The following is a 26,307-nucleotide window of genomic DNA, read 5'->3' as shown; positions in this document are numbered from 1 at the left end:
TCAATAAAGAAGCCGTTAAGGACGGCTAATTCCTCTACGTTGTAGATATTTACTTCGTGCAATATTAAAACCACCCCACAAGAGTAGTGCGACAGCAAAAATACCGTTTAATGCAATAACGTCATTGTAGGCACGCACTTGCGCTTCACGAGTGACCACTTGATTAAGTGAGCGCATGGATTGGGCTGTTTGTAATGCTGGGTCAGTAGTCGTAACTGATGCACTGCGTTGATATGTAGAGAGCCTTTGAGCAACTAGAGGATCTGCTTGTTCCAAATCTTTAATAATCTCGACTTGATAGTTTTGTGTGCGGTGTTGTTGATAGGTCGAGAAGAATGAAGACCCGACAAGGCCGCCAAATGTTTGAGTTGCAGAGAACAGCACAATAAAAGTCACCACATACGAAGGACCTTTAGCCAAAGTTTGCGCAAAGCCAATCAGGAGCAATGGCCCAATAAATAAACCACCTGCAAAGCCTACTAAAAACTGACTTGCAAAGAAGTTCACAGGTCGGACATCACTGGTTAAGTGATAATCTAGTCCACACGCGACTAAAATTAAAAATTCTGCAAAAAGTAAGTGGAAGATAATCCGTTCGCGTGAAAAAGTCAGTGCACTAAAAAGTGTTCCGCTTAAAATCCCCACCAGAATGACAACATAGAGTGGAACAAATTGGTCTGGACCCATCCCCATTGTTTTTAAGAAGTTAACAGCTGCATAACTTTGTTCTGACATTAAAAGCCGGATAGCAAAAGCACCAAAAATGAAACGTAGAGTTGAAGCAGCACCTAACCAACGAGTCATAATTAATGGATTGGCACGATAGTGTTCATAGAGCAAACCAAGAACAACTAAGCTAAAACCTGCAATTAATACATAAGCAAGCCATTGGCTATTAAACCACCATAAAATTGGGCCCTGTGTGAGCACAATACATAAACAGGCAAAGCCGGGAGCGAGTAAAGCAAAGGTGAAAAAGTCTTGCTTCTCAAAAACGTAAATTCTTAAGCTACGTGGTAATTTCAATGAAACGACCATGGCTAAACAACAAAGTGCTAAGCCGAGCTCAAAAGTGTAAAGAACAGACCAACTGTCTGTATTTACAAGAAATGGAGAAATAATCCAAGCTAATGGTACACCGAGTTGCTGAAAGCCGAAGGCAATATATATTCCCTTTGCCATGTCTGCTTTTTTAAAAGCTTGCATGGTGTAATACATACCTAATGAGCTTAGTGGAGCACCAGCCAAACCTGCCACAACTCGAGCGAATAGTGCCATTTCATAGGTATGCACAAAAATATGTAATACCAAAACCGCAATAAAAATCACCAGTCCTATTTCTGAAAATACTCTCAGGCCATACTGTTGACGGGCTTTAAACAAAATCAGGTTTGAGCTAACGTTTGCCATAACATAGGCTGCAGGTAGCCAAGCAGCTTCAGATGGAGTCAGTCCATATTCACCTTGAATTAAGGGTAAGTTTGCCGTAATAAAACCATTACTTAAGCTTGCTGAAAGAGCGACAAATAAACCGATAAAAAAGTATATAAATCGTTTAGGTACAGAATGTGCAATAGCTGCCGGTGAGCCAGGTAAAGTCGGTTGCTCTTCTGGGGTCCAGTCGGGTGGTGTTTCTAAGTAACGAGGCGTTTTACTCATTCTATCCCTCGAATTTTTTGTATTTGAATACCATGAAATAGTAATTCAATTGCTCGTTTTGCTAAGCGAGTCTGTTCTTCTTGCTCATGTCCTTGAAATGAAGAACCCAACATTGCTGTGACCATTGCATAGTCATCAGCAGTTAGATCAGCTCGGCACAATTTTTGTTCTATCGCATTTTCAATCAGTGGGTTAAGTGCATTATTTCGCCGTTCATAAATTTTTAACATAATTGGATCTTGTCGATCAATCACTCTCCAAAAATCTTGCAAAATTGCGAGTTTGGGAAGTTGCCCAATATGTCCTTCAATTAAACGAAATAAACCATCTTCGAATTGTTGAAAATGAGCTGCTTTTTGCTCTAGCTGTGTAATCGCACGTTCTAAAAGTGCACTAATTAAAGCTTTTCGATCACAAAAGTTACGGTAGAACGTCGCTCTGCCGACCCCAGCGTGGTCAATCACAACTTGTAAGGGAACATTAATGCCATGAATACGAAAACATTCTTCGGCTGCATTGAGTAATTCATCCCGATTATGGGCAGCAATTTTTTGACGTTTACTCATGTCATCGGTTTGGGGAGTTCGAAAGGTTATATATTTAACGGACATTTTTGTCCGTTGTGAAGATTTAAATTGTAAAAACATGAAAATTCAATTTTCATCATTTATATCTTCGCCATTTTTATATGTGTCACAAAAAGCTGTTAGAATACCGCGCAATTGCGTGATGCTAGGTCAATACAATGTTTGAGTCCCTTATTCCTCTTTTTTCAATTGCGATGGCATTGATGCTTGGAGCAATAAGTCCTGGGCCAAGCTTTATTTATGTTGCACAAAATTCAATTTCTAAATCACGTAAACATGGGTTGTTTACCGCTTTAGGGACGGGGACAGGTGCAGCACTTTTTGGTCTATTAGCAGTTATGGGATTGCAAGCAGTTTTATTGGCGGTGCCTTCTGCTTATCTAATTTTAAAAATTGGTGGTGGTCTATATTTGCTTTGGCTGGCTTTTAAAATTATTAAACATGCTAAAGAACCAATTGCGATGGAAAACGATGGCAAATCGAAAATGACCTATAAGCAGGCATATCGATATGGCTTAATTACCCAGTTAAGTAATCCAAAAATCGCAGTCGTGCTAGCGAGTGTATTTACTGCTTTGTTGCCAAAAGAAATTCCAAATTATTACTACGTCGCATTACCAGTGATTTGTTTTATGATTGATGCGGGTTGGTACTCATGTGTGGCAATGCTGCTCTCTTCAGAGAAGCCTAGAACAATGTACTTAAAAGCAAAAACTGCCGTTGACCGAGTAGCTGGAAGTATTGTGAGCGTATTAGGCTTAAAGTTAATTTTCTTCAAATGATAAGTCTTTAATTAAAATATCTAAAAAATTCAAAGCCAGCTATTTATAGTCTGGCTTTATTTTTGCGTAAAATATATACAAATTGAAATATCTTTTTTAGCACTTAAACACTTTAAAAGTGGTAACTTAATAAATAAAACAAAAAGAAATGAGGATCACGTTATGAAAAAACTAATGGTGAGCATTTCTGTAGTTTTTCTCATCTTAACTACAGGATGTGAGATGAGAACGATGAGCAAGCAACAGCCAGCAAATGAGCGGACCATGAGTATTGTGGGTACTCCGGTTCATGAAAAGGATTATAAAATTTCCGATATACAAGTGAATAATCATGAGCAAGCTAACTATTAAGTTACTTGCTGGATGTGCAACTTACTGTGTTTTGAATATGGTAAGTGCATGTGAGCCTGCTTCTTTAGATTGGGAGCTTTTTCAGGAAAAATATGATTTAAATCATGATGGCATGTATAGCCAAAAAGAATTTCAACGGGTTGAAGACTTTTATCCTTATAACTGGCCGAGTGATAAACGTTTTCAAGGTGAAAACAAGCAGACAGAGCTATTTCATTATTTAGATGAAAATAAGAATGGCTATTTAACAAATGAAGAGTTGGGAAATATACACGTTTTATTTAATAACCCTTGCGAAGGGTGGCCGTGGTCCTAATTTAGTAAGCCCCGTTTAAACCTATTCAAAGCCCTTAAAAATAAAAAAGCTCCCAATTTAGGGAGCTTTTTTTGAAAGCAGATTAAGAAACTTTATCGCCAGGTTTCGCACCGCTGTCTGGAGAAATAATGAAAATACCTTCACCATTTCCAGCAGCAAGTACCATGCCATTTGAAATACCAAAACGCATTTTACGTGGTGCAAGGTTAGCAACCATAACAACCAATTTACCTTTTAGGTCTTCTGGTGCGTATTGGCTACGAATGCCACTAAATACATTGCGTGGTTCAGCTTCACCAACATCTAATGTCAATTGAAGTAATTTATCTGAACCTTCAACTGTACCAGCTTCAAGTACTTGAGCAACACGCAAGTCAACTTTTAAGAAATCTTCAATACCGATAATTTCAGCTTCACCAACTGCTGGAGTAGGCGCTACTTTTTTCTCAGCTGCTTTGTCTTTTTTCACTGCCGCTTTTGTTGCTTCTGGAGCAGGAGCACCTAAAGACTCTTTAGAAGCATCAACCATAGCTGCAACAGCTTTTGGATCAACACGCTGCATAAGCGGTTGGAACTGCGCAATCTCATGGCTTACAAGAATTTGTTTACGTGACTCGAAATCGAAGCTTTCAAGTTTTAAGAAATCTTGAACTTGTTGAGCTAAAGTTGGCAGAACTGGAGCTAAGTACACTGCGAGTTGACGGAATAAGTTGATACCCACAGAGCAGACGTCAAGAACTTGTTGCTCTTGACCTTCTTGTTTAGCAAGTGCCCAAGGCTTTTTCTCATCAATATATTGGTTTGCACGGTCAGCTAGCGCCATAATTTCACGGATCGCCGTAGAGAATTCACGTGCTTCATAAGCAGCCGCGATTGAATCACCTGCATCAATAAAACTTTGTACTAACTCAGTTTCTGCACAGTCAGCGGATAAAGTATTATTAAAGTTGCTATTGATGAACTTCGCACAGCGGCTAGCAATATTAACGACTTTACCGACTAAGTCTGAATTTACTTTCTGAACAAAGTCATCAAGGTTCAAGTCAGAGTCTTCGACTTTATCTGAAAGTTTAGAAGCAAAGTAATAGCGTAAATACTCTGGGTTTAAATGCTGTAAGTAAGTCTCGGCCTTAATGAAAGTACCACGTGACTTAGACATTTTTTGTCCATTTACAGTCAAGAAACCGTTTACAAAAAGACCAGTTGGAGTGCGATAGTTCGCACCTTCAAGCATTGCAGGCCAGAATAAAGCATGGAAATAAACAATGTCTTTCCCAATAAAATGATAAACATCGTTTTGGCTGTCTTTTTTCCAGAAATCATCAAAGTTTAAATCTGGGCGTTTAGTTTTGATGTAGTTTTCAAAACTAGACATATAACCAATTGGGGCATCTACCCATACGTAGAAATATTTATTTGGTGCATCTGGAATTTCAAAGCCAAAATATGGTGCATCACGAGAAATATCCCAGTCTGCTAAACCAGCTTCAAACCATTCATCTAGCTTGTTCGCAATTGAAAGAGGTAAACGACCTTCATCACGCGTCCATTTTTGTAAATATTCAGAGAAGTTTGGAAGCTTGAAGAAATAGTGGTCGGATGATTTTTCAACTGGTGTTGCACCACTTAAAGTCGAACGCGGGTTAAGTAGCTCAGTTGCATTGTAAGTTGTACCGCACACTTCACATGAGTCGCCGTATTGATCTTCTGACTTACATTTTGGGCATGTACCCTTAATGAAACGGTCAGATAAGAACATCCCTTTTTCTGGGTCAAATAACTGAGTTACGGGACGAACTGCAATATTTCCAGCTTCACGGTTTTTAATATAGATATCTGTTGAACGTGCTTTGTTTGCATCGCTATGCGTTGAATCGTAATGATCGAAATGTACGCCAAAACCGTCAAAATCACGGATGTGTTCTTTTTGAACATTCGCAATTTGCTCTTCTGGGCTAATACTATTTGCTTCGGCACGTAGCATAATTGCTGTACCGTGAGCATCATCCGCACATACATAAGTCACATCATGACCCATTGCTCGCATGGCACGAACCCAGATATCTGCCTGGATGTAACCGAGTAAATGACCCATATGAATTGGACCATTAGCATAAGGGAGGGCATTAGTGACTAAAATTTTACGCACGGATTTCATTCTCTCATTCGTATTTATAAGGTGGAAGATTTTAACTGATGCACGGAGATAAGCAAAGATTAATAATCTCCGGCTTGGCATAAGCGATTTCTATTAAAATGGATTTTGGTCAGACATGGTTTCTCTTTAGAACAGATAAACAAATCAAAAAATATTTGAATCTTCCTGTATTGTCTTTGTTTCAAATTGCAGTTACGGTCAGAAAATAAGCCATAACGATGTATAACTAATAACTTATTCAGGTAATTTTTTAATTAACTATGAGGATAACAACGATGACTACAGAAAATAAATTAGATGAATTAAAGGCAAAAGCGGTTGATGCAAAAGTACAAGGTGAAAAAGCTTTGGACGATTTAAAGGAAAATGTAAAAGAGAAGCAAGCTGCTGGTAAAGAAGCGGTTGAAGATAAGGTAGACCAATTAAAGGCAAAAGCAGCTGATGCGAAAGTACAAGGCGAAAAAGCTTTGGACGATTTAAAGGAAAATGTAAAAGAGAAACAAGCTTCTGGTAGAGAGGCTCTTGAAGAAAAAGCAACTGATTTAAAAGGTAAACTTGAGGATGCTCAGCATAGTCTACAAGATAAGTTTGATCACTTGCGTACAGAAGCAGCTCATAAACTTGACGATGCTAAAGCCAAAGCTGCGGAATTAAAGGAAGAGGCTGCTACAAAATTGGATGAGTTGAAAACGCAAGCAACGGCAAAACTTGATGAGTTGAAGAAAACTGCGACTGATAAACTCAATAAATTAAAGAACCATGATTCTGCTGAATAAGCTGATTTAAACTAAAATCTGCACTCCTTACCTAAAAGATGAGATCTGAAGTTAGTAATTATTCATCCCAAGGTGAGCGAGTGCGGAGCAATACTGTTACACTATCTCCATTAAGCTGTAATGATCTGTTTTTGGAGTAAACAATATGTCTTGGCTTTCTTCATTAAAGTCCGTTTTTTCACCCGCACAAGAGGTGAAAGAAGATGAAATCCAAACCGTACTCCAAAATTATTTATTACCGCATTCAAAAGATGCTTTAAAGGAGCGTATTAGTCAGCTTCAAGTTCAGGGTCGTGTATTACAACTTACGATTAATACATTTCCTGATGAAAAAGAGCATTTGCAGCAAATTCATGATGATTTAGCGGGTGCATTAGAAAAGTGCGGTATTGAAGAACTTAATTTACACGTGGTTCAACAAAAGCGCCCTACACAAGAAAGTTTAAATTTACCTCCTGTACTTGACGCCTCACCTAAATCAGAACCAGATCCAAATAATCCACCGATTCAAAAAGCCGCTCCGCAACAAAGAGATGTTCCACTTCACCCTCGCATTAAGAATGTTATTTTAGTTTCATCAGGAAAGGGTGGCGTTGGTAAATCGACAACTACGGTTAATTTAGCGCTTGCCTTGCAAAAGATGGGGCTTAAGGTTGGGGTTTTGGATGCTGATATTTATGGCCCAAGTATTCCGACAATGCTAGGGAACGCTGGCAAAACTCCACTTATTGAAAGTGAAAATTTTGTACCGTTAGATGCTTACGGTATGGCTGTACTTTCTATTGGTCATTTAACAGGTGATAACAACACACCTGTTGCATGGCGTGGACCAAAGGCAACAGGCGCTCTAATGCAACTGTTTAATCAAACACTTTGGCCTGATTTAGATGTACTCATGATTGATATGCCACCAGGTACTGGTGATATTCAGCTTACGCTTGCACAGCGTATTCCGGTTACAGGCTCCATCATTGTGACTACTCCACAAAATGTTGCCTTGCTTGATGCTACCAAAGGAATTGAGTTATTTAATAAAGTTGGTATTCCAGTATTAGGTGTCGTCGAAAACATGTCGACTCATATTTGCTCAAACTGTGGTCATGAAGAGCAAATTTTTGGTATCGGTGGTGGTGATAAGCTTTCCGAGCAATACCATATTCCATTGCTAGGCCGTTTGCCTCTAAATGCTCAAATACGTGAACATGCTGATCAGGGTAAACCGAGTGTTGTGGCAATGGATGATGCGGCTGATAGTTATATTGAGATTGCTAAAGCAGTCTGGCAGCAGATTGAAAAAATCCCTCAACGCACACGTGATGATAAGCGTATTTTCTAATTTATTAAAACCCGGCTTTAAGTCGGGTTTTTTATCATCTGATTAAAATAAAAAATTAAATTACTGAATCCTAATAACAAAGCTGAACTTGAAATTGGCATGTAGATTGCTACCTTACAATTTTTAAAAAGAAAGGTTAAAAAATGCAATTTAAGTATAGTTTGGGTGTAATCAGTTTATGTAGCGCTTTATTTTTAGTTGGATGTAACGATGACAACTCATCTGCTTCACAAACACCAACAGTTCAGGAACAAAAACAGAAGTTACAGCCGATCATTATTCAGGGGGCCTTACCCGTAGAGTCGGAAAGAATGGCTTCAAAGTTAGAGAATAAAACTGTTGAAACAGTAGGAGGATGGACGTTCTGGAAAGGAACCTATAATGGTTACCCAATGATTATTTCTAAAACTCGTATGGGTATGAGTAACTCTGCTGCAGCAACTGCTCTAGCGATTGAACGCTATAAACCAATTGCGATCATTAATCAGGGAACCTCAGGTGGACACGATCCTGATTTGCATGTTTACGATATTGTTTTAGGAAAATATACAACCAATATTGGTGCATTTAGAACACCTAAACAGCCAGTGGGCGGTGGTTCAAACTCACTTACATGGGTTGAGGCTTTTGATGTTTTGCCAACAGATGAATCGGACCCAGAGCCGATTGCAATACGCAAATTTGAAGGTGACCAAGAGTTGTTAATGGCAGCACATAAAGTCCGTTATGATAAAGGCGATGTGGTCGAAGGAACAATTGGTTCAGCAGATGTCTGGAATAATGAGCTAGATCGTATTCAATTTTTCCATCAACGTTATGGTACTTCTGTTGAAGAAATGGAAGCAGCATCTGTTGCACAAATCGCAAGCCAGTTTAATGTTCCTTTCCTCGGCATTCGAATCTTATCTAATAATATTACCAATAATGGAGCTTATGACCCTGGTACAGGAGAGGCTTGCCAAGAGTATGTACTTAATGTGGCCGAAGAATATATGAAATCAAAACTGCCAAAATAATGATTTAAACCTATGCAAGAAGAGTGAAGCTTTTATAAAACCTCTTCTTGCTTCTTTTGACGATGTCTACTTTTCCAGTTTTTAACGACCATCCAGCGCCAGAAAATTTCTGTACATATATATAAAATGACAGCAAATACAAAAGCTTCTACAACAAGTCCAGTCATCAAGATTTTTGCAAGACTAAAATCAATGTGGCCATGGCCGAAATGAGTAATCCAACGAGAAATTTGATGCAATACACCTAGCAACATTTCTTTGTTAATCATATGCACATGAAAAATATGAGCACCGAACCAAAATCCAATATATAGAATAGGAACTAATGTAAGCGGGTTACTTAACCACGCGAGCATCAAGCTAATTGGTAAATTTACTTCAAATAGCAATACAGCCATCACAATAAATACGCTGTGAAAAGGAATAGGCAGTAAACCAAAAAAAGTTCCGACAAAAACAGCTCGGGTAATTGATTTTCGATTGACATACCAAAGCACAGGATTAAGGGTCTTTTTACCAAAAATCCTTAGAAATTTCATATTTGAAACTTTCTCGGGGGAGGGAAGCCAAGATTGAAAAAAATGCTTTGCCATAATCATTAAGGGTAGTAAAGCGCGATGCTCTATATAAAAAATCAGAAACAATATATGAATTGAAACTTATTAAAAGCTTAAAATTTAAACTTACCAGTGCTATATATTTTTTATTATAAAGACTTTTGATGGAAAAATAGACTTAAAATAAAAATAGTTATGTTACTTAACTCAGAATCTATTTGAAAAGTATAACAACTGACCGTAAAGTTTTCTTCTCGACTTTATGTGATAATTTTATAAATATTTGTTTTTATATACTTTATTTTTATTTTGAAAATAATTTGAAATACTTTGTCTTACAATTACCTTTTGCCTTGTGACAGGATATCTATTAATCTGAGATGACTATATTGTGAGGTCATTCAATGATTTCATGGCTTTTTATTGGCTTAGTAGCCACAATTTTACTTACTCCAGGCCCAACCAATACTCTGCTCGCTTCTTCAGGAGTACAAGTGGGTTTAAGGAAGTCAGTAAAACTTATTCCAGCAGAAGTTTTGGGTTATGTAATCTCTATTTCTGCATGGGGAATGCTGATTGGAAAAGTGTCTAGCACACTACCAATGCTGCCGCCTATTCTAAAGCTATTGAGCGCTTGCTATATTATTTTCTTAGCCATCAAGTTATGGCATACAGCAAATCAAGAAGTTGAATTAAATCAGCCAACGATTCGTGCTCGTGAGTTATTCTGCGCCACTCTATTAAACCCAAAAGCATTACTATTTGCCTCAGCAATTTTCCCAGTAGGTGCATGGAGTAATTTTCATATTTATTTAATTCATATGATGGCTTACTTGGCACTTATTACCCCAATTGCGTTGTTCTGGATTTTTTTGGGATCGGTTTTAGCATCTAAGAAAGTGGGTTGGTTAAATCAAACTAACTTGCAAAAAACTGCCTCGCTTGTTTTGGTCAGCTTTTCAATTCCAATTAGTTATTCTGCTTTACTGAACCTTTAAATGTACCGCTGAGCTATTCTTATTTGTTTGAGTAGCTTTGTGTTGTTTTCATAATTGGTTTTTTAAGTTAAAGTACGTCGAAATCAATGAATTTACCTTTTGGATAGAAAATACATGGCCATTAAGTCTGATCGTTGGATTCGCGAAATGAGCGAAAAACACGGCATGATTGAACCTTATGCAGAGAATCAAGTCCGTTTTGATGAAAATGGTGAAAAGTTGATTTCCTACGGGGTCTCTAGCTATGGTTATGATGTACGCTGTGCCCGTGAATTCAAGGTTTTTACAAACGTACATTCTGCAATTGTCGATCCAAAGAATTTTGATGACAAAAGTTTTATCGATATTGAGTCTGACGTTTGTATTATTCCGCCAAACTCATTTGCCCTAGCGCGTACAATTGAATATTTCCGTATTCCTCGCAATGTGTTGACTGTATGTCTAGGCAAGTCGACCTATGCTCGCTGCGGTATTATTGTAAATGTGACTCCATTAGAACCTGAATGGGAAGGTCACGTTACTTTAGAGTTTTCAAATACAACAAATTTACCTGCACGTATTTATGCTGGGGAAGGCGTAGCACAAATGCTATTCTTTGAAAGTGATGAAGTATGTGAAACCTCTTATAAAGATCGTGGTGGTAAATACCAAGGTCAAACAGGTGTTACACTTCCTAAAACTTAATGTTTCCTCGATGAAAAGATTTTAAAAATAACGGGTCACTTAGGTGGCCCAATTTTATACATAGAATTTTTATCAGAAGCGTTTATCGGAATTATGATAAACGACAGTTTCCTTTTGTAAAAAATGATATAAAATGATCAATGATTGATTTGTTTTTTGCTCTGTATCACAGAATTTAAAAGCAAATAGAGTAGATATAGGCTCTCTTTGATAATGTTTAGTTAAATATTTATCAAATGCAGATAGGCCAAATAAAAAGAAATTAAACAGGATTATGCCCCCACGGATACGGAGGTCGGCCATGCGACAGTTTACGTCTCTTCGAGTAGCACTTTTGACACTCGGAAGCTTATGTTTTTCTTCAGCTTACGCTGCTTCTACACTAGTCCCTATGTCAGATTCGGAACTATCAGCAACTCGGGGCCAAGCCTTGATGAGTATGTCTTATATTGCACCTAATGATTCGGCAAATCTGGAAAAATTGCGTGATAGCAGTAGTAATGTAGGATTTTATAAATTAGGTTTAGAGGCCGAGTTAGAAATTAATGCCAATATCCGTAAACTGCAGTTAGGTTGTGGTGGGGTAAATGGTGCGGGCGGCTGTGATATTGATTTTGATAATGTTAGTTTAAGTGGTGTAGCAGATACACGCGAGGGCCGGGTAGCAAGCGATGCTAAACTGACAAACCCTTTTTTCGAATTAGCAATAAAGAACCCAAATAGTGCATCAACTCGTGAAGTAGCTGGTATTCGCTTGAGTGCTGAAGCAGTTGAAGGGCTTTTAACTATTGGCACAGAAAACTCAGCTACACCAAATGGTATTAATAGTTTAAGTGGTTATATGGTAGTAGCACCCCAAGTAGGTGCGGCGACTGTTGAAGCTGCACGCATCACGCAAACAGGTAGCCCTGCTTGTGGCGTATATCCATCTCCTTCGGGTTGTGGTGTTAATCAAGCAATTACAGGTAAAGCTAGAGGTGAAATTGCATTAGGAGCAGGATTTAATCTTGATTTCCAGACTAAGTCTTATGATATAACACTGTCCCCTACCCAAAAAGCACAGTTATCATTACCACAATCAATTGTATCCGGACACCGGATGAGCAGTGTAAATTTATTAGCCTCTGCTATAGTCAATGGTATTGATTTGTCGGGTACACTGGCAGCTGATGTTGATATCCTTGGGGGAATTACGTTAAATGGTAATCTTCGTGGGACCATTAATAATTTACCTGTAACAGTACCGTTGTTAGAAAATTTAGGTTATATCCATAAAATTGATTTGAGTGGTAGTCCATTATCATTATCGATGCAGGGACAAGATATACGTTGGCCTGGAACAGTATCAACAGCAATGCGTGGTTGGTGGCTAGAGTTATCAAATCCAATAGATATTGGTCGAATTGACCCGACTAATAGCGTCGTTATTAAAACAGATACTATTAGAGATGCACTTACTGAAGTGAGTAAAGAATTAACCCAGAATCCATTAAACTGTGGTTTCTTGGCTGTAAATTGTATTGGTGGTGATTTTAATGTTGGGACAAGGGATTTATCAAACGCGAGACCAGCAGTACTAGAATTACAGAATTTACAATTAGCTAATCAGTCTTTTGCTCCAAACTGCTACGGAAGTTTAAAATTCTGCTAAGTATGAATGCATAGTTTTAAATTTTACATTCATCGGAAAAGTAAGTTTTTAAGCTCTTTTTTTTGCATTCGTGCAAATATTGCGCATAATGGAAATGTGGAAGGGTTGGCAATATCTATTTGGATTTGCCTTCTAGTCTAGGGAGAAAAGGAAAAATTCACCTAGCATCAAGGATTGTTAAAGAAAAATAAATATGGTGCGCGGCATCGTATAAACAGGAAGGTCAAGATGACTACACTTAATTATACGGTAAGGTTTCAAAAAACCGTTCTGGCAAGTTTAATTGGCTTTTGTATAAGTCAGCCAAGTTTTGCTCTTGAAGAACTTTCTGATGCAGGTTTAAGTGAAACCACTGGTGAAGGTATTGCTATCTTGCCACAGAATACTTATATGGTATTTCGTGGAGCTGGAGCGAATGAAACTACAAACCAAATTTTAACTGACCGCACTAAAGATACGGGTTATATCAATTATGTACCCGTAGGTCCATTAAGTATGACTTCGGCAGACACCAATAAAAACGGTTCGGTTGATTCAGGTGACCGTGCAGTGGGTAAAGCTGATATTTATCTTTATGGCCTTGCTTTATCCAAATCTGATAATAATACTAATACACGTATAGCTTCTACTGAGACAGCAGCAGCAATATCAAGCTGGGGTACAGCTGTTAACCCTTGGATATTTAAAGTTGCAACTGAAAATTCAGTACCGAATTTTAGTGCAAATAATTGTACAGGTGCGACTGATCCTACTTGTCAATTAACCTATCTAGCTTTGGAAGCACCTTTATATGAGATTGGAACAAAAGATACGGCTGGTATAGATGCTTATAAGTTGAAACTAGGTCTATGGTCCGATATCTTTGTTCGAAATCCGAATAAAATAAATGGAGCAGCAGATCAATTTAATTATGGCGACTCAAATGGTTTAATTGGTACAAGTACTGATGCAACTCGTGCAAACCGTCTTCGTTTACAAGGAGTGTGGAATAACTTTAGCTTAAATGGCAGCCGTTTACAGCTTTTCCAAACATTAGGCGGAGCAACATCTGCTGGTGGAATGAGCCCTTTTTATAATAATACTTTGGGGGTTGCCGGAGTTATACGTTTGAATAGCGGAGACAGCAAGGATGTTAAGGCTATTACTACAAGTTCTCTAACTGAGGGATCTACTACTACTCCGTGGACTCTTATTCATGCAGGTGCTAATTCAACATTAAGTACAAGCACAACAGGTGATTGTAATAATGGAGGAACAGGAAGTTTTGGTACCTCAGCGGGATGCCGCTATTATGTAGAAAAACGTACACGTACAGATAGTAAAACTGCCACAAAAACGTGGGATGCTTCAGGTTTATCGAATGCTGGAGTTTTACGTTTGAGTACACGTGAAACGAGCGATAGTGGAAACCTTATCACACCTGCAATTAATGGTGGCGTAGCACCCACTTTTGATGCTAACGAGGGAGTTTACCTTTATAACCCAAATATAAATCTTGTATTAGGTACTTTGTACCAGCCTTTGATTTTAGGTTCTGATGGTAAAAACTTTAGTTTAGAAATTGCCCGTATTGCGAATAAACCAGAAATTTATAAACAAATTTATACTGACTATAGCGGTGTGGATACCTCTTATAAAGGCTCAACTTGTAACGTTTATCAATGTGGTAACCAACTAACTTTAGGCGGTAAAAATTATCAAGGCTATAATGCAACACACAGTAGTATTACCATTGGTACTGCCTTTAGTGAGGATGGCGGAAAAACTCTAAGAGCTTCAACCGATGAAGGAGCAGTAGGTATTTCGTTTGGTAAGTTAAATTCAGGTACGGTTTCACGAACAACTTATTCAAATCAGATGACTGAAGTACATTATAAACAACGTGGAGTAAATACTCAGACGTGGGTTCAGTCTTATAGTTGTACTCTATTTATTTGTGGTGCTGGTACAACAGGATATTTATATCAGTGGGAATATAATAATGGCTCAACACCTTGGGCAATTTTAGCTCCAACAACAAAGCCTGCTGATGCTACATGCTCTACAACTATTGGTTGTAGTAGCACTTCTGGAACTACACCTATGTATGGTTCAATTGCAAACCGTGTTTGGGCAAACTCATCAGCTGTTTGGTTAACTGCAGCAAATAACGAAGTAAATAATTTAATTGGCGCTAATAATGGAATGACAGGTACAACTTTCCCAACATTAAATCAGGCGCCTACGCCTGTTATAAATTCTAGCCCAATAAATAATCTGGGTTCAGCTGTCATTGATGGTGTTTTAATCCAGCACCTTAAACTAACAACTAAAGGTCTATAAGAGGAGGAGAATGCTATGAAAAAAATAAGTACTTTAATCCTCGCTCTTTGTGCAACGGTCACTCATGCAGAGCTACAAACTTTAGATAATGAAGCATTACAGGCGATTAATGGTCAGGCGGGTGCTGATTTATCTTTAATGCTCAATTTAAACCAGACAGTTAACGGTGTATTTGACAATGGTAGTGGTGGTGTCTGTGAGAACGTAGAGTTTTGCCATATTGGCTTGGCAATTAATAAGCGTTTTGTACAAGCAGATGCAACCAAACCAAGTGGTTGGGCCGAAAATAGTGATAGTGGTAATAAACTTTGGCTTGTATTTAAAGGCGTACAAGGTACTTTAAATATTCAAAAAATGGGTTTGGATGGCGCTGATTTAAAGTATTTGGATAAAAACAATACTGAAATGATTAAGCCTGCTATTCAGCTTAGTTTTAGTGCAGCACAGCCAATTCTAATTCGTAACTTTGGTTTTAATGCCTTATCAATTGAGCAAGATAACTTTACCAGCTCAACAACAGCGCAAGGGTCGAGTGCAAATATGTATGATTATGCATATTTCAAAAAGCCAACTTATGCGGCCACTGCTAATAGTGCAAACCAGCAAGTTGCTACTGCAACACCATCGGCGTATGACCATGGACGTGAAACTGGTTTTATGGGCTTGATGATGAATGGGAATTTGGCTATCCAGGGAAAAGTCATGGTCTTTAGCTGTGATGGCAGCCATCCTCGCTGTTAAGGGTTAATGTAGATTTCAAAGGAACTGAAGTGATGAAAAAAAATAAAGAAAATCACAGCTCAAAGTTTATTTTAAACGCATTAACAACCAGCATGTTGTTAGTGAGCGGACATGTTTTTGCGTTAGAAGCTTTAACTGATGCTGACTTGAGTGCTGTTAATGGGCAAGATGGGATTTCGATTCAAACGACGTTTAATGAAATCAATATTGATAATGCTTACTGGGATGACCATGCAGGTACACCTAGTAGTGCAGATCAGGTCTTAAGAGCTCAAGCGAGCGGGATAAAAGTTCAAAAAAGTAATGCATCTAGTCAGCCTTTAAGTACAAATTACCGTTTAGATGTAGGGAGTAACCCAACTACGGGTAAAACTGGACTCGACTTTTCTATGCAAAGCAGTCCATCACTTATTACCGTAAATAGCGTTAAAGTTTGTAATAGTTCAGCTACATGCTCGCCAACTTTAGGGCAGTTAGCTATTCAAACGACCTCTCCTTTAAATTTGGCACTTACAACCCAAGATGGTCTATTTAATGCAAATAGTCAGTCAAGCATGACGCTTGGTATTAATAATGCCAATATTTATTTAGGGCAATTAGATGCTCGTAGTCAGCTAAATCAGTTAATTTTAAGAAATTTTAACTTTAATTTTGTTGGTAAAGGAGCCATGCTGATTGACCCAATTCGTGGCGTGGTTTTACAGACAAATACTGGAACTAATGTCGCTGGTGTAGGACAAACCCCAAATAGTACCTATGGCTATGTTGATTTTAATCGTGTAGCAGATTCAGCTTCTGGTCTAACAGCAGGCACATATGTAGACAGTAGTGGAAAAGTAACTAATTCAGGCCTGAATATTGAGGTCATGTTAAGTTCTAATGTCGATAAAACTAACCCTTATGCTTTAGATGCAACCAATAGTCCCCAAAATGCGAAAGGCTTGATTCGTTTAGGTGCTAGCGGACGTATGGTAAATAGTTATTTACAAGTCCGTGGTATGGATGGTACGTCAGATACAACAATATTAGGTACAGCAAATACCGCTGCGGGTACGGGCTCAAGTAATAGTATTTTAGGTAATTCTGGGATTGCCTTTCGTATGAAAGGTGAATTCACTAAAGACAATGACTCAATGTTGGGCTCAGATGGCAAAGCAACCACTTTAGAAATTGGTGGAGCAGGTCTGAATGCTTATGGTTTCGAATTTGGTAATTTAACCGGCCTTAACTCCGCTACGCGTGGTTATTTTGACAGCGGAAATATTTATTTAAATCTTGCTGATACAAAAACGTTATTAATGCCAAACAACGCAACTTTAAATGCAATTCGTTTAGGGTCGGGTACTTTAACAACAACTGCTGATTATCAACATAACATTCACCGTGATACGGTCACTAATCCGTTTAGCTTAATTCTTGCGATGCGTGGAGCAGAGTTTCAAGCATTTTCAAGACGCGGTCGTTTTACGACAAGTGCGAATGTTGCTGCTGCCAATCAGTTTGCAGACAATGGTGCGAATAACCAGTGGGGCTTAGCATTACCTTTTTATAACTTAAATGCTAACGCTGCTGTATATGGTTTAGATGCACCAGCAAATAGTGCTTATTACTATACAAAAGATGCAAATGGTAAGCCTATTCGAAATGCTGTAGCTGCATCTGGAACCACTTCGCGTTTAGGTTTTGGTATTGCTGCTGGAACTACGGGACGTGATGCGACTGGAACTAAAACAACCTCAATTTTATTAATTGATGGTTCTCCAAATGCTAATAATGGTGGTAGTCCTACTGATTATTACATGGGCTTACGTAATATTGATATGTTCCTCAAAGGCAATGGAAGTATTGGTTTAGAAAATGGCAGTCTTAATATTAGTTTAAAAGAGATGCTACTTGCTTTATCAACAGAAATTGCAGCTGGTTATCTACCAGGGGCTAAATATAAAACTTGTCCAGCGACGGGTTCATGTACTTCACCTATTGATAATTTTGCCAAAAATAATGATGTGTTATTTGGTCTAAAACTCCGTTTAGGTGGCGATCTTAACTTATCAATTGTGCCAAATAGTTCAATTGCAGATGGTAGTGCTTTAACTGTACTAGGCGATTTCACAGTGCCTGCGACAGCAACTGGAAATACGGTTCAAATTAGTGATCCGATTGATGGTTCTGCAATTGGTTTTGACAATATTACAGGAAAGCTAGCGTTTAATAGTGCTTTGGTTGTGGGTAAAGATACAACAAGTGGTTTAGGTAAAGTTGGGGTAAATACGGCGGTTTATTTTAACCCTGATAAGAGTATTGACGGTGCATTACGTGTTAAAGATATTAATTTCTATCCTCCTTCAACAGGAGCGGGAGCACGTTTAGGTGAGCTTGCAATTACGGGTGGACGTTTAAATAGTAGCTTTAGTATTGTGCCTAGAAATGGGGCTTTTAACTAATATAAAAAAGTGACGATTATCGTCACTTTTTTATATAAATTTTATTTTAGTGTGATTGGATTTGCATTCGTCGGGTTATAGAGATAATTGCTTTGTACTTGAATATTATTCTGATAGTCTGAACAAATAATAAGCGTTTGTCTCTTAAGGATTAGAGCGACATGAAGAATAAAAATATAGGATTTTGGCTGCTACTTGTCAGTAGTTCAAGTGTTTTTGCAATGCAACCTTTGGATGATCAAAGCCTTGCAGCAACGACGGGCCAAAATGGTTTAACTTTAGGAATTCAGGCCGATAAAGTTAAATTTAATCAAGTCGCACTTATTGATACTAACGGTATTGCTTCAACTTCTTATAACAGCAAGGCTGGTTTTGTTATTGCTGGAAACTCTACTAATCCAGTTCCTGGTATAGAGTTTATTAAAGCCGCTGTATCGGGTAATCCTTCTTTTAATATTGCAATGGATACCGATGCTGGGGGGGGAAATCCTTTTTTAAATTTAGCTATATCTATGGGGAATGATGTAAACGGAATTCGACTTCTACCTTTTTCAGTTTATTTAGCCCCAAGTACATCTTTATCTAGCCCATCCGATTATGCATTAACAAGTTATGCACCAAAATCAATTTTTAGTTCGGGAACGACAGTAAATACGGGTGTAAAAGAAATCATTCGCTCTACTGGAAATCTAGATATTAACTTTGTACAAGCCAATAAACCTCGTTTAAATATTCAACTGGGCCATGCTGCGCAGTCCGTCATGGTTAAATTTGGTGGGGCAATTCAATCTATTTGTTCTGCTGCTACGGGTTGTCCAATTACTTTAGTGTCCGATAATACGGGTGCTACATTTGGGTTTAAGTTTGCAGGAACAAATACCTCAACTGGTTTTGTATTAGATGGTTTTTATGCAGGAGTTGATCCAACTGGATTAACTTTTGGGAATACAGGCGCATCTAGTAAATTTGATGCTTCACTTAATAATGTCACTTTAGGGAATATGGGTACTCAAAATACAACAACGTTTAATAATTTACCTAATGGTTCTATGGGGAGTTTTGGTGTCACTGGCGTTTCTGTAACTGACTTTAAAATGAAAGTAAGCGGCTTTTAAAAAAGAATAATAGCTTAACCTGAAATACGAAAGAGGGCGGCTGTGAAAACAATCGCCCTCTTTTTTTAAAGGCTATGCCGAGTTAAATAGTATCTGATCTGGTGTGTTCTAATTGTTGAACAATTTCATCTAAAGCTTTAATACGTTTCACTTGGTCCCATAATTCTTTCGCTTGAGGATAGGCTTTGGTCATCATACCTAACCACTGTTTATAACGACCAACCATGCCAATTTCTGTTTTTGCTTGACCGTTTAAAAAACGAATTTGTAAGTCAACGAGTTGTTCCCAACTAAATAATGCTTCATCCATATTTTGGCGAATGCATTGGGTTAAATCAGGAGTTGTCACCGCACCACGGCCAATCATTAAGTCTTCACAACCAGACTGTTGCTGGCAAGCTTTAGCATCAGCATTGGTCCAGATTTCACCATTCGCAATGACATTAATTTTTAAAGCTTCTTTAATCGGTAGAATTTTTTCCCAATAAGCTGGTGGCGTATAGCCATCTGCTTTAGTACGAGCGTGTACAGTTAACCAGCTTGCACCTGCATCTTCGACAGCGTGGGCATTTTCCATTGTATGGTTTTCATCGAGGTAACCTAAACGCATTTTTGCTGAAACAGGAATATGAGCAGGTACAGCATCTCTCACTGCTTTAATCAGCAGATGTACCACGTCTGGTTCATCAAGAAGGACTGAACCACCACGATGTCGATTAACGGTTTTTGCAGGGCAACCAAAATTAAGGTCGATTGCAGGTGCACCCAATTCAACAACTTTTGCTGCATTTGCTGCCAGCATATCTGGGTTATTACCTAGGAATTGAACGTGAACAAGTGTACCGGCTGCCGTTTTACCGTCATTTTTTAGTTCAGGACAAAAACTATAATAGATGTGGTCTGGCAAAATACTGTCTGTAACGCGAATAAACTCGGTCACACACCAGTCGAAATCACCAACAGATGTGAGTGTATCCCGCATGATCGGGTCAGTTAAACCTTCCATTGGAGCGAGTATGAGTTTCACAGTCTGTGTCACCTGAATAAAACGAAAACAGCGTTATACGGGATATGCATAACGCTGTCTAGTATCGATTAAATTTTAATTTTTTTAGCGCCCTAAGATCATCTCAAGCACAAATTTACTGCCGATAAATCCGATCGCTAAAAGTACAAAACCCATTAAGGTAAAACGAATTGCTTTTTGGCCTCTCCAGCCAAGTTTGTAATGGCCGATCAGTAATGAGCCATAGATAAACCAAGAAATAATACTAAATACGGTTTTATGAGCGAGATGCTGAGCAAAGAAGCTATCAATTGTTAAAAAACCAAATGTAAGCGCAATCGTTAATAAAATAAAACCAGTAATGATCAGATCAAATAATAAAGATTCCATCGCCTGAATTGGCGGGAGTAAGTTGACCCAGAAACGTTTTTTTTGTTTCTTTTTGAGTTCACGGTTTTGGAACCACATTAAGATAGCATGTATGGTTGCCATCAGTAAAACTGCATAGGCAGAAAGCGAAAGAATGATATGAGTATCAAGACCTAGCGAATGCTGCTCAATAAATTGGTCTGGTCGACTAAAGGCAAACCCTAAAATAAGACCAATAGCTGCGACAGGAATGCCTAACAAATTTAATGGCAGAATAGGGCGAAAAGTACTAAAAATTAAGCTTAACAATAACATAAGCCCTGATGTAAAAGACATCAGGTTAAATACATCGTAGTTAATTCCTGCTGGTGTAAGCATGGCATCGCATAAAACTGTGCCGTGCAGTACTAATGCCAAGATAGTAACAAAAGCAAATAACCATGAGTTTGGTTCACGTTTTGACATTAAACGAATAAACAGATACCAGAAAGAAGTGGTATATGCGATGAGTGCCAAAATTGTATAAACCAAGGGGAGGCTAATCATGTCAAACCTTTTTCAGGATTAATTCATCTATATAAGATATAAATTCGCTGCGAACTAAAGTATCCTATAGCATTCTATGCATAAATTTTCTATTTCGAGAAAGATTTTTTTGCAACTAGCCATTTTAAGCGGATTTTGCAATGTTTGATACCTTAACAGAACGACTCACACAGAGTTTAAGAAATGTTACTGGCTCAGGGCAGCTGACCGAAGACAATATTAAAGATACCTTACGTGAAGTACGTATGGCACTTCTTGAAGCCGATGTCGCGTTACCTGTAACTCGTGAATTTATCGCGAAAGTTAAGGAAGAGGCATTGGGCCAAGAAGTGATGACTCAGTTATCACCAGGCCAGGCATTTGTAAAAATTGTCTATGACGAACTCACCAAGATGATGGGTGAGGCGAATGAAACACTTGATTTAAGTGCGAAACCTCCTGTTGTAGTATTACTTGCTGGTTTACAAGGTGCAGGTAAAACCACAACTGCTGCCAAGCTGGCACGTTTCTTAAAAGAACGTCAAAAGAAAAAAGTAATGACTGTTTCTGCCGACGTTTACCGTCCGGCAGCAATTAAACAGTTAGAAACTGTTTCAAATGAAGTTGGTGCAGGCTTTATTCCTTCAGATCCTTCAGAAAAGCCAATTGATATTGTTAATCGTGCAATTGAACAGGCAAAAATCCAATTTGCTGATGTATTGATTGTCGATACGGCAGGCCGTCTACATGTCGATGCAGACATGATGGATGAAATTAAAGAATTGCATGCAGCAGTTAAGCCGACTGAAACTTTGTTTGTGGTTGATGCCATGACAGGTCAGGATGCTGCAAATACAGCAAAAGCATTTAATGATGCTTTAGCACTGACAGGTGTGATTCTTACTAAAACTGATGGTGATGCACGTGGTGGTGCAGCGCTTTCTGTGCGTGCCATTACTGGTAAGCCAATTAAGTTCTTGGGTATGGGTGAGAAGCTTGACGCTTTAGAACCATTCCATCCAGACCGTGTTGCTCAACGTATTTTAGGCATGGGTGACGTACTTTCTTTAGTCGAAGAAGTTGAACGTAAAATCGACAAAGAAAAAGCCGAAAAAATGGCGAAAAAATTGCAAAAAGGCGGTAGCTTCAACTTTGAAGATATGCTGATGCAATTTGAGCAAATGAAAAAAATGGGCGGCATGATGGGCTTCTTAGACAAGTTGCCTGGTATGAGCGGTGCAGGAATTCAGCAAGCGATTGAGCAAGCGAACCCTGAAAAACAAGTCAAGAAGATGGAAGCGATTATCCAGTCAATGACCGTTAAAGAGCGCCGTAATCCAGACCTGATGAACCCAAGTCGTAAAAAGCGTATTGCGGCAGGTTGCGGTATGGATGTTGCTGAAGTGAACAAACTTATTAAGCAACAAGCGCAAATGGCCAAAATGATGAAGAAGTTTGCCAATCCATCTGGTATGAGCAAAATGATGCGTTCATTAGGCAATATGCAAAAGCAATTTGGCGGCGGCGGTGGCGGAATGGGGCCACTCTTTGGTAATAATGACCAAAAGAAATAAATCCATAAAATAAAAGGCGCATATAGCGCCTTTTATTTTATTCTATATTTTAATCTTTAGGATAATGAGCAATATATTGCTGTAATCCTTTGAGTAAAAGATCGGTTTCTACCACAGGCTCATATTTTTGTAAGAACTTGGCAAATAGTTTTGCATCACCACCAGTCAGCAGCAGCTTTTTAGGAGATTGCTGCATAATATTTTCAATGGTACTAATCAGGCCTAATAAAATACCGTGATGTACTGCATCTACAGTGTTATTGCCTGGATTTAGATTGTCAAAAGCTGAGTCTGGAATTTTAATACCCTTGGTATTTTGAATAAGAGCATCTCGCTGCAAATACAAATTAGGCAGGATGTAACCTCCTAAATGTTGTTTGCCTTGCGTTAAATCAATCGTAAGTGCTGTTCCGCAACCAATAATGCAATAGTTTTCATCTGCTTGAGCTACAGCTAACACTTGCAACCAGCGGTCAATTCCGAGCTGACTCGGAACTTCATAACCACACTGTAAGCCTGCATATTCAGAGTGAACTTTCGCAAAAACTACTGGAATTTCAAGCCATTTTAAAATCTGCTGAATACGTTGATTATTCTCGGTATCAAGTACAGAAGAAATTCCGATTCGATGCAGACCTTGATGCTTAAAGTGTTGAATTAATCCAAGTAATAAATCGGCAGGGGACTGTAAATGTAGCTCAGCTGCATGTTCAATAGTTTGCTGATTTTCAGTAATCCAGTATTTTAAACGGGTGTTTCCGATATCAAGCCATAAACTTTTCATGGGGGAAATACCTGATTACTGAGTTGTTTGTGGTCTTAGGCGACCTTGATAAAAATGCTGTGGTTCTGGAGTTTCAAGAATTACTGCTCCTTCATTGGAGATTCCAACGAAACGGCCATGCACCAGTCCTTGACTATGTTCAAACTGAACTAGCTGATTAATCCATGCCGCATGATGGTTAAAACGCCCTGCTAAATTGTAGCAGCCATGATCAAACCAGCGAGCAGCATTTTGAATCGCAATATAAAGTTCTGAAATTAACTCAAGACGACCCATTTGCTCTAGGCCCAAATCTTCTAAAGAGGTAATTGGTTGATCACTATCAGTCACTGGTGGTGTTTTTAAATTAATACCTACACCTACAATAGCTTGATGCTGAGACAGTGGTTCGACTAAAATTCCACCCCATTTGCCCTGAGCACTATATAAATCGTTTGGCCATTTCACTTGCAGATTAAGAGCTTGTAACTGGGGGATTTGCAAAATATTCAGAGCAACTTCAAGTGCTAAGCGACCATCTAAGGGTGTTCGAGTTTGCACCAATGTGCTTAAATAAATGTTTCCTTCAGGTGAAATCCATTGCCGTTGATGTTGACCTCGCCCTTGAGTTTGTTGAGCACTGCAAACCAAGCCCGTTGTAATGCCTTTTTGGGCAATTTCACGAATATCATCATTGGTCGAAGTTGTGGTTGCTTTTAATAAAACCACTTCTGGAAGCTGGTTTTTTGCGCTTAAAAGTTGTTGTAGTTGGCGAGTCTCTAAATCCATGTTGAATATGAGCAGAGTGGTAAAACATTTATGGAGTTAATCATATATTTACTCATTGGCGCAATTGCTGGTTTTACTGCCGGATTGTTTGGGGTAGGCGGTGGACTAATTATTGTACCAATCCTCTATGTCGTTTTTACCCAATTGCACTATGACCCAGCGGTAATCATGCATATTGCAGTCGGAACATCGCTTGCAACTATTATCGTAACGTCTTTTAGTTCTGTTTCAGCTCATCATAAAAAGGGTGCAGTACTTTGGCCTGTTTTTCGTAATTTAGCGCCTGGACTGGTGTTGGGCTCATTTTTAGGGGCGGGTATTGCCGACCTGATGTCTGGCCAGCATTTGCAACTTCTTATTGGTATTTTTGCGGTTGTGATGGCCTATCGGATGTTTAAAGGAGCACATGTAGTTGTTGATCCAACGCGTCAGCTCCCTTCAACCCCTATGCAATTCATGGCGGGTGGAGGCATTGGTATTGCCTCTGCAATTTTTGGAATTGGGGGCGGAAGTTTAACCGTTCCATATTTAAACCGTCATGGCGTGGTCATGCAAAAAGCAGTCGCGACTTCTGCCGCTTGCGGTTTACCAATAGCAGTTGCTGGAGCGATAGGCTTTATGTGGTTTGGTGCAAAAGAACAAATCTCAGTGCCTAACACGATTGGTTATGTGCACATCTATGCTTTTATTGGCATTAGTGTCATGAGTTTTGTCACGGCGAAGTTTGGAGCGAAGGTTGCTCATGCGTTGTCGCCGCAGATGTTAAAAAAATGCTTTGCTTGTTTGTTAGTGGTGGTAGGTATTTACTTTATTTATAAAGGTATTATGCACTAGAGACTAAAATCTCAAATTTATAAGACTGCGGTGTAAAGGCTTGAATTTTTTAGGAATTCGAGCTTTTTTTATTCATAGAATATAAGAGCGCTCCAAGCTTTTATTCATCTGATTTTGGTGTTGTTTTTAAATGAGTTGGCTTAAAATGCAATAAAATTGTCAGACAATGACATAGTTTTTAATCGATGGGATCAGTTAAAAACAAGGATGCGAAAGAAAAGCATGGATTAATGCATATAAAAAGTAGCGGGTGATTTATGAATCTCGAAGACACAGAAAGTCTTTCTGAGCAAATTGTCAAATATATTAGCGAACAGATCATTAGTGGCGAGCTAGTAGAAGGCGAACGTATTCAAGAGCTACGTATTGCCAAAGAACTTGACGTTAGCCGAGGATCAGTTCGTGAAGCATTGTTATTATTAGAGCGTACTCATTTAATTGAGATTTTTCCACGCCGTGGGGCAATTGTTTCAGAAATGTCTGCACAACAAGTTAAAGCGTTGTTTGATACAAATATGATGTTATTGGGGCATATTGTACAGCGCATGAGCGAAACATGGCGTGCGCATGAAGCAGATCAATTACAGTTGCTATTAGAGCAACTTCTTGAGCATGTCAAAGCAGGTGATATCGAAAAATTTTATGATGGAGTCTTCCAATATTTAGCTGAACAGCAAGATATGGTGGGGAATCCTTATCTAATGAAATTTTATAAAGAGTTATTACCTTCATTACGTCGTAGTTATTTTTTGACCTTAAATACCTCTAAGCGGGAACTACAAGAAGCATTTGCATTATTTAAACTCGTGACTGATGCAATTTTAATCCGAAAATCACAACAAGCCGCTTTATTTATGGAAGATTTTTGTCGACACTTACGTAACCTTGTGTTGGAATCGCTGACACGAATGAAACAGATTGAATTGGCTTGGGCAAGACGCTCACGCCGCTAGT

The 26,307-nt window shown here is 38.7% G+C and carries 24 protein-coding genes; 16 read left to right on the top strand and 8 right to left on the bottom strand.

The window, feature by feature from the left end; translation table 11 throughout:
* Positions 1 to 15: 15 nt before the first annotated feature.
* Both RMB06_RS00955 and RMB06_RS00950 read right to left on the bottom strand, forming a co-directional pair.
* Complete coding sequence (locus RMB06_RS00955) at positions 16 to 1,659, bottom strand: MFS transporter (protein ID WP_311077860.1); 1,644 nt, start codon at positions 1,657 to 1,659, stop codon at positions 16 to 18.
* Positions 1,656 to 2,225 carry a TetR/AcrR family transcriptional regulator gene (locus RMB06_RS00950; protein WP_033848725.1) on the bottom strand — a complete coding sequence of 190 codons (570 nt, stop codon included), beginning with the start codon at positions 2,223 to 2,225 and terminating at the stop codon, positions 1,656 to 1,658. The genes RMB06_RS00955 and RMB06_RS00950 overlap by 4 nt, the downstream gene beginning before the upstream one ends.
* 179 nt (positions 2,226 to 2,404) lie before the next feature.
* Between RMB06_RS00950 and RMB06_RS00945 the strand changes: the two genes are divergently transcribed.
* The 3 genes from RMB06_RS00945 (at position 2,405) to RMB06_RS00935 (ending at position 3,695) form a co-directional block, all read left to right on the top strand.
* Entirely contained in the window at positions 2,405 to 3,028 is a 624-nt protein-coding gene (locus RMB06_RS00945) for a LysE family translocator (RefSeq protein ID WP_005071049.1), read from the top strand.
* A 162-nt stretch (positions 3,029 to 3,190) separates the two neighbouring features.
* Positions 3,191 to 3,379, top strand: coding sequence for an NF038215 family lipoprotein (locus RMB06_RS00940; RefSeq protein ID WP_005302999.1), 189 nt, complete (start codon positions 3,191 to 3,193; stop codon positions 3,377 to 3,379).
* Entirely contained in the window at positions 3,360 to 3,695 is a 336-nt protein-coding gene (locus tag RMB06_RS00935) for an EF-hand domain protein (protein WP_033848229.1), read from the top strand. The genes RMB06_RS00940 and RMB06_RS00935 overlap by 20 nt, the downstream gene beginning before the upstream one ends.
* An 82-nt stretch (positions 3,696 to 3,777) precedes the next feature.
* On the opposite strand, the gene metG is transcribed toward RMB06_RS00935, so the two are convergent.
* On the bottom strand, positions 3,778 to 5,844 hold the full coding sequence (gene metG, locus RMB06_RS00930; RefSeq protein WP_033848727.1) for a methionine--tRNA ligase: 2,067 nt from the start codon (positions 5,842 to 5,844) through the stop codon (positions 3,778 to 3,780).
* Between the two features lie 284 nt (positions 5,845 to 6,128).
* Between metG and RMB06_RS00925 the strand changes: the two genes are divergently transcribed.
* From RMB06_RS00925 to RMB06_RS00915, 3 genes are all read left to right on the top strand, one after another.
* The gene (locus RMB06_RS00925; protein WP_033848232.1) at positions 6,129 to 6,629 is read left to right on the top strand and encodes a hypothetical protein; all 501 of its coding nucleotides are present in this window, start codon (positions 6,129 to 6,131) and stop codon (positions 6,627 to 6,629) included.
* A 145-nt stretch (positions 6,630 to 6,774) separates the two neighbouring features.
* Positions 6,775 to 7,965: an iron-sulfur cluster carrier protein ApbC gene (apbC, locus tag RMB06_RS00920; protein WP_033848234.1), complete on the top strand. Its 1,191-nt coding sequence runs from the start codon at positions 6,775 to 6,777 to the stop codon at positions 7,963 to 7,965.
* A gap of 143 nt (positions 7,966 to 8,108) precedes the next feature.
* Positions 8,109 to 8,981 (top strand): 5'-methylthioadenosine/S-adenosylhomocysteine nucleosidase, encoded by an 873-nt coding sequence (locus RMB06_RS00915; protein WP_068613131.1) that lies wholly within the window; start codon positions 8,109 to 8,111, stop codon positions 8,979 to 8,981.
* Positions 8,982 to 9,013: 32 nt separating this feature from the next.
* Here RMB06_RS00915 and RMB06_RS00910 read toward each other — a convergent pair whose 3' ends face one another.
* Positions 9,014 to 9,580 carry a DUF2062 domain-containing protein gene (locus tag RMB06_RS00910; protein ID WP_017401861.1) on the bottom strand — a complete coding sequence of 189 codons (567 nt, stop codon included), beginning with the start codon at positions 9,578 to 9,580 and terminating at the stop codon, positions 9,014 to 9,016.
* A gap of 362 nt (positions 9,581 to 9,942) precedes the next feature.
* On the opposite strand from RMB06_RS00910, the gene RMB06_RS00905 reads away from it, so the two are divergent.
* The 7 genes from RMB06_RS00905 (at position 9,943) to RMB06_RS00875 (ending at position 19,493) form a co-directional block, all read left to right on the top strand.
* A complete protein-coding gene (locus RMB06_RS00905; RefSeq protein WP_032004285.1) occupies positions 9,943 to 10,536 on the top strand; it encodes a LysE family translocator in 594 nt (197 codons plus the stop codon).
* 114 nt (positions 10,537 to 10,650) lie between these two features.
* On the top strand, positions 10,651 to 11,220 hold the full coding sequence (gene dcd, locus RMB06_RS00900; protein WP_003653416.1) for a dCTP deaminase: 570 nt from the start codon (positions 10,651 to 10,653) through the stop codon (positions 11,218 to 11,220).
* Between the two features lie 301 nt (positions 11,221 to 11,521).
* A complete protein-coding gene (locus tag RMB06_RS00895) occupies positions 11,522 to 12,871 on the top strand; it encodes a hypothetical protein (RefSeq protein WP_017387217.1) in 1,350 nt (449 codons plus the stop codon).
* Positions 12,872 to 13,099: 228 nt separating this feature from the next.
* The gene (locus tag RMB06_RS00890) at positions 13,100 to 15,193 is read left to right on the top strand and encodes a hypothetical protein (RefSeq protein WP_311077857.1); all 2,094 of its coding nucleotides are present in this window, start codon (positions 13,100 to 13,102) and stop codon (positions 15,191 to 15,193) included.
* A gap of 15 nt (positions 15,194 to 15,208) precedes the next feature.
* Positions 15,209 to 15,934, top strand: coding sequence for a DUF6160 family protein (locus tag RMB06_RS00885; RefSeq protein WP_311077855.1), 726 nt, complete (start codon positions 15,209 to 15,211; stop codon positions 15,932 to 15,934).
* Positions 15,935 to 15,966: 32 nt separating this feature from the next.
* Complete coding sequence (locus RMB06_RS00880) at positions 15,967 to 18,378, top strand: DUF6160 family protein (RefSeq protein WP_311077854.1); 2,412 nt, start codon at positions 15,967 to 15,969, stop codon at positions 18,376 to 18,378.
* Positions 18,379 to 18,539: 161 nt separating this feature from the next.
* Positions 18,540 to 19,493 (top strand): DUF6160 family protein, encoded by a 954-nt coding sequence (locus RMB06_RS00875; protein WP_032036777.1) that lies wholly within the window; start codon positions 18,540 to 18,542, stop codon positions 19,491 to 19,493.
* Positions 19,494 to 19,575: 82 nt separating this feature from the next.
* On the opposite strand, the gene RMB06_RS00870 is transcribed toward RMB06_RS00875, so the two are convergent.
* Positions 19,576 to 20,520: a tRNA-dihydrouridine synthase gene (locus RMB06_RS00870; RefSeq protein WP_311077853.1), complete on the bottom strand. Its 945-nt coding sequence runs from the start codon at positions 20,518 to 20,520 to the stop codon at positions 19,576 to 19,578.
* Positions 20,521 to 20,604: 84 nt separating this feature from the next.
* Positions 20,605 to 21,414, bottom strand: coding sequence for an inner membrane protein YpjD (locus tag RMB06_RS00865; protein WP_002120294.1), 810 nt, complete (start codon positions 21,412 to 21,414; stop codon positions 20,605 to 20,607).
* Positions 21,415 to 21,554: 140 nt separating this feature from the next.
* Here RMB06_RS00865 and ffh point away from each other — a divergent pair, with 140 nt between their 5' ends.
* Positions 21,555 to 22,967: a signal recognition particle protein gene (ffh, locus tag RMB06_RS00860; protein WP_002120334.1), complete on the top strand. Its 1,413-nt coding sequence runs from the start codon at positions 21,555 to 21,557 to the stop codon at positions 22,965 to 22,967.
* Between the two features lie 49 nt (positions 22,968 to 23,016).
* Here the strand turns inward: ffh and RMB06_RS00855 are convergent, their stop codons facing one another.
* Together RMB06_RS00855 and RMB06_RS00850 are read right to left on the bottom strand one after the other, a co-directional pair.
* Positions 23,017 to 23,751 (bottom strand): pantothenate kinase, encoded by a 735-nt coding sequence (locus RMB06_RS00855; protein ID WP_057067922.1) that lies wholly within the window; start codon positions 23,749 to 23,751, stop codon positions 23,017 to 23,019.
* 15 nt (positions 23,752 to 23,766) lie between these two features.
* The gene (locus tag RMB06_RS00850) at positions 23,767 to 24,519 is read right to left on the bottom strand and encodes a biotin--[acetyl-CoA-carboxylase] ligase (protein WP_032056907.1); all 753 of its coding nucleotides are present in this window, start codon (positions 24,517 to 24,519) and stop codon (positions 23,767 to 23,769) included.
* A 30-nt stretch (positions 24,520 to 24,549) separates the two neighbouring features.
* Here RMB06_RS00850 and RMB06_RS00845 point away from each other — a divergent pair, with 30 nt between their 5' ends.
* Together RMB06_RS00845 and RMB06_RS00840 are read left to right on the top strand one after the other, a co-directional pair.
* Positions 24,550 to 25,353, top strand: a complete 804-nt coding sequence (locus RMB06_RS00845) for a sulfite exporter TauE/SafE family protein (RefSeq protein ID WP_311077850.1) — start codon at positions 24,550 to 24,552, stop codon at positions 25,351 to 25,353.
* 257 nt (positions 25,354 to 25,610) lie between these two features.
* The gene (locus tag RMB06_RS00840; protein ID WP_002120391.1) at positions 25,611 to 26,306 is read left to right on the top strand and encodes a GntR family transcriptional regulator; all 696 of its coding nucleotides are present in this window, start codon (positions 25,611 to 25,613) and stop codon (positions 26,304 to 26,306) included.
* Position 26,307 lies beyond the last annotated feature (1 nt).

The organism is Acinetobacter sp. V104_13 (assembly GCF_031798995.1).
Classification (GTDB): domain Bacteria; phylum Pseudomonadota; class Gammaproteobacteria; order Pseudomonadales; family Moraxellaceae; genus Acinetobacter; species Acinetobacter pittii.
The sequence above is the reverse complement of the archived record's forward strand: the minus strand, read 5'-3'. Positions and strand labels throughout refer to the sequence as shown.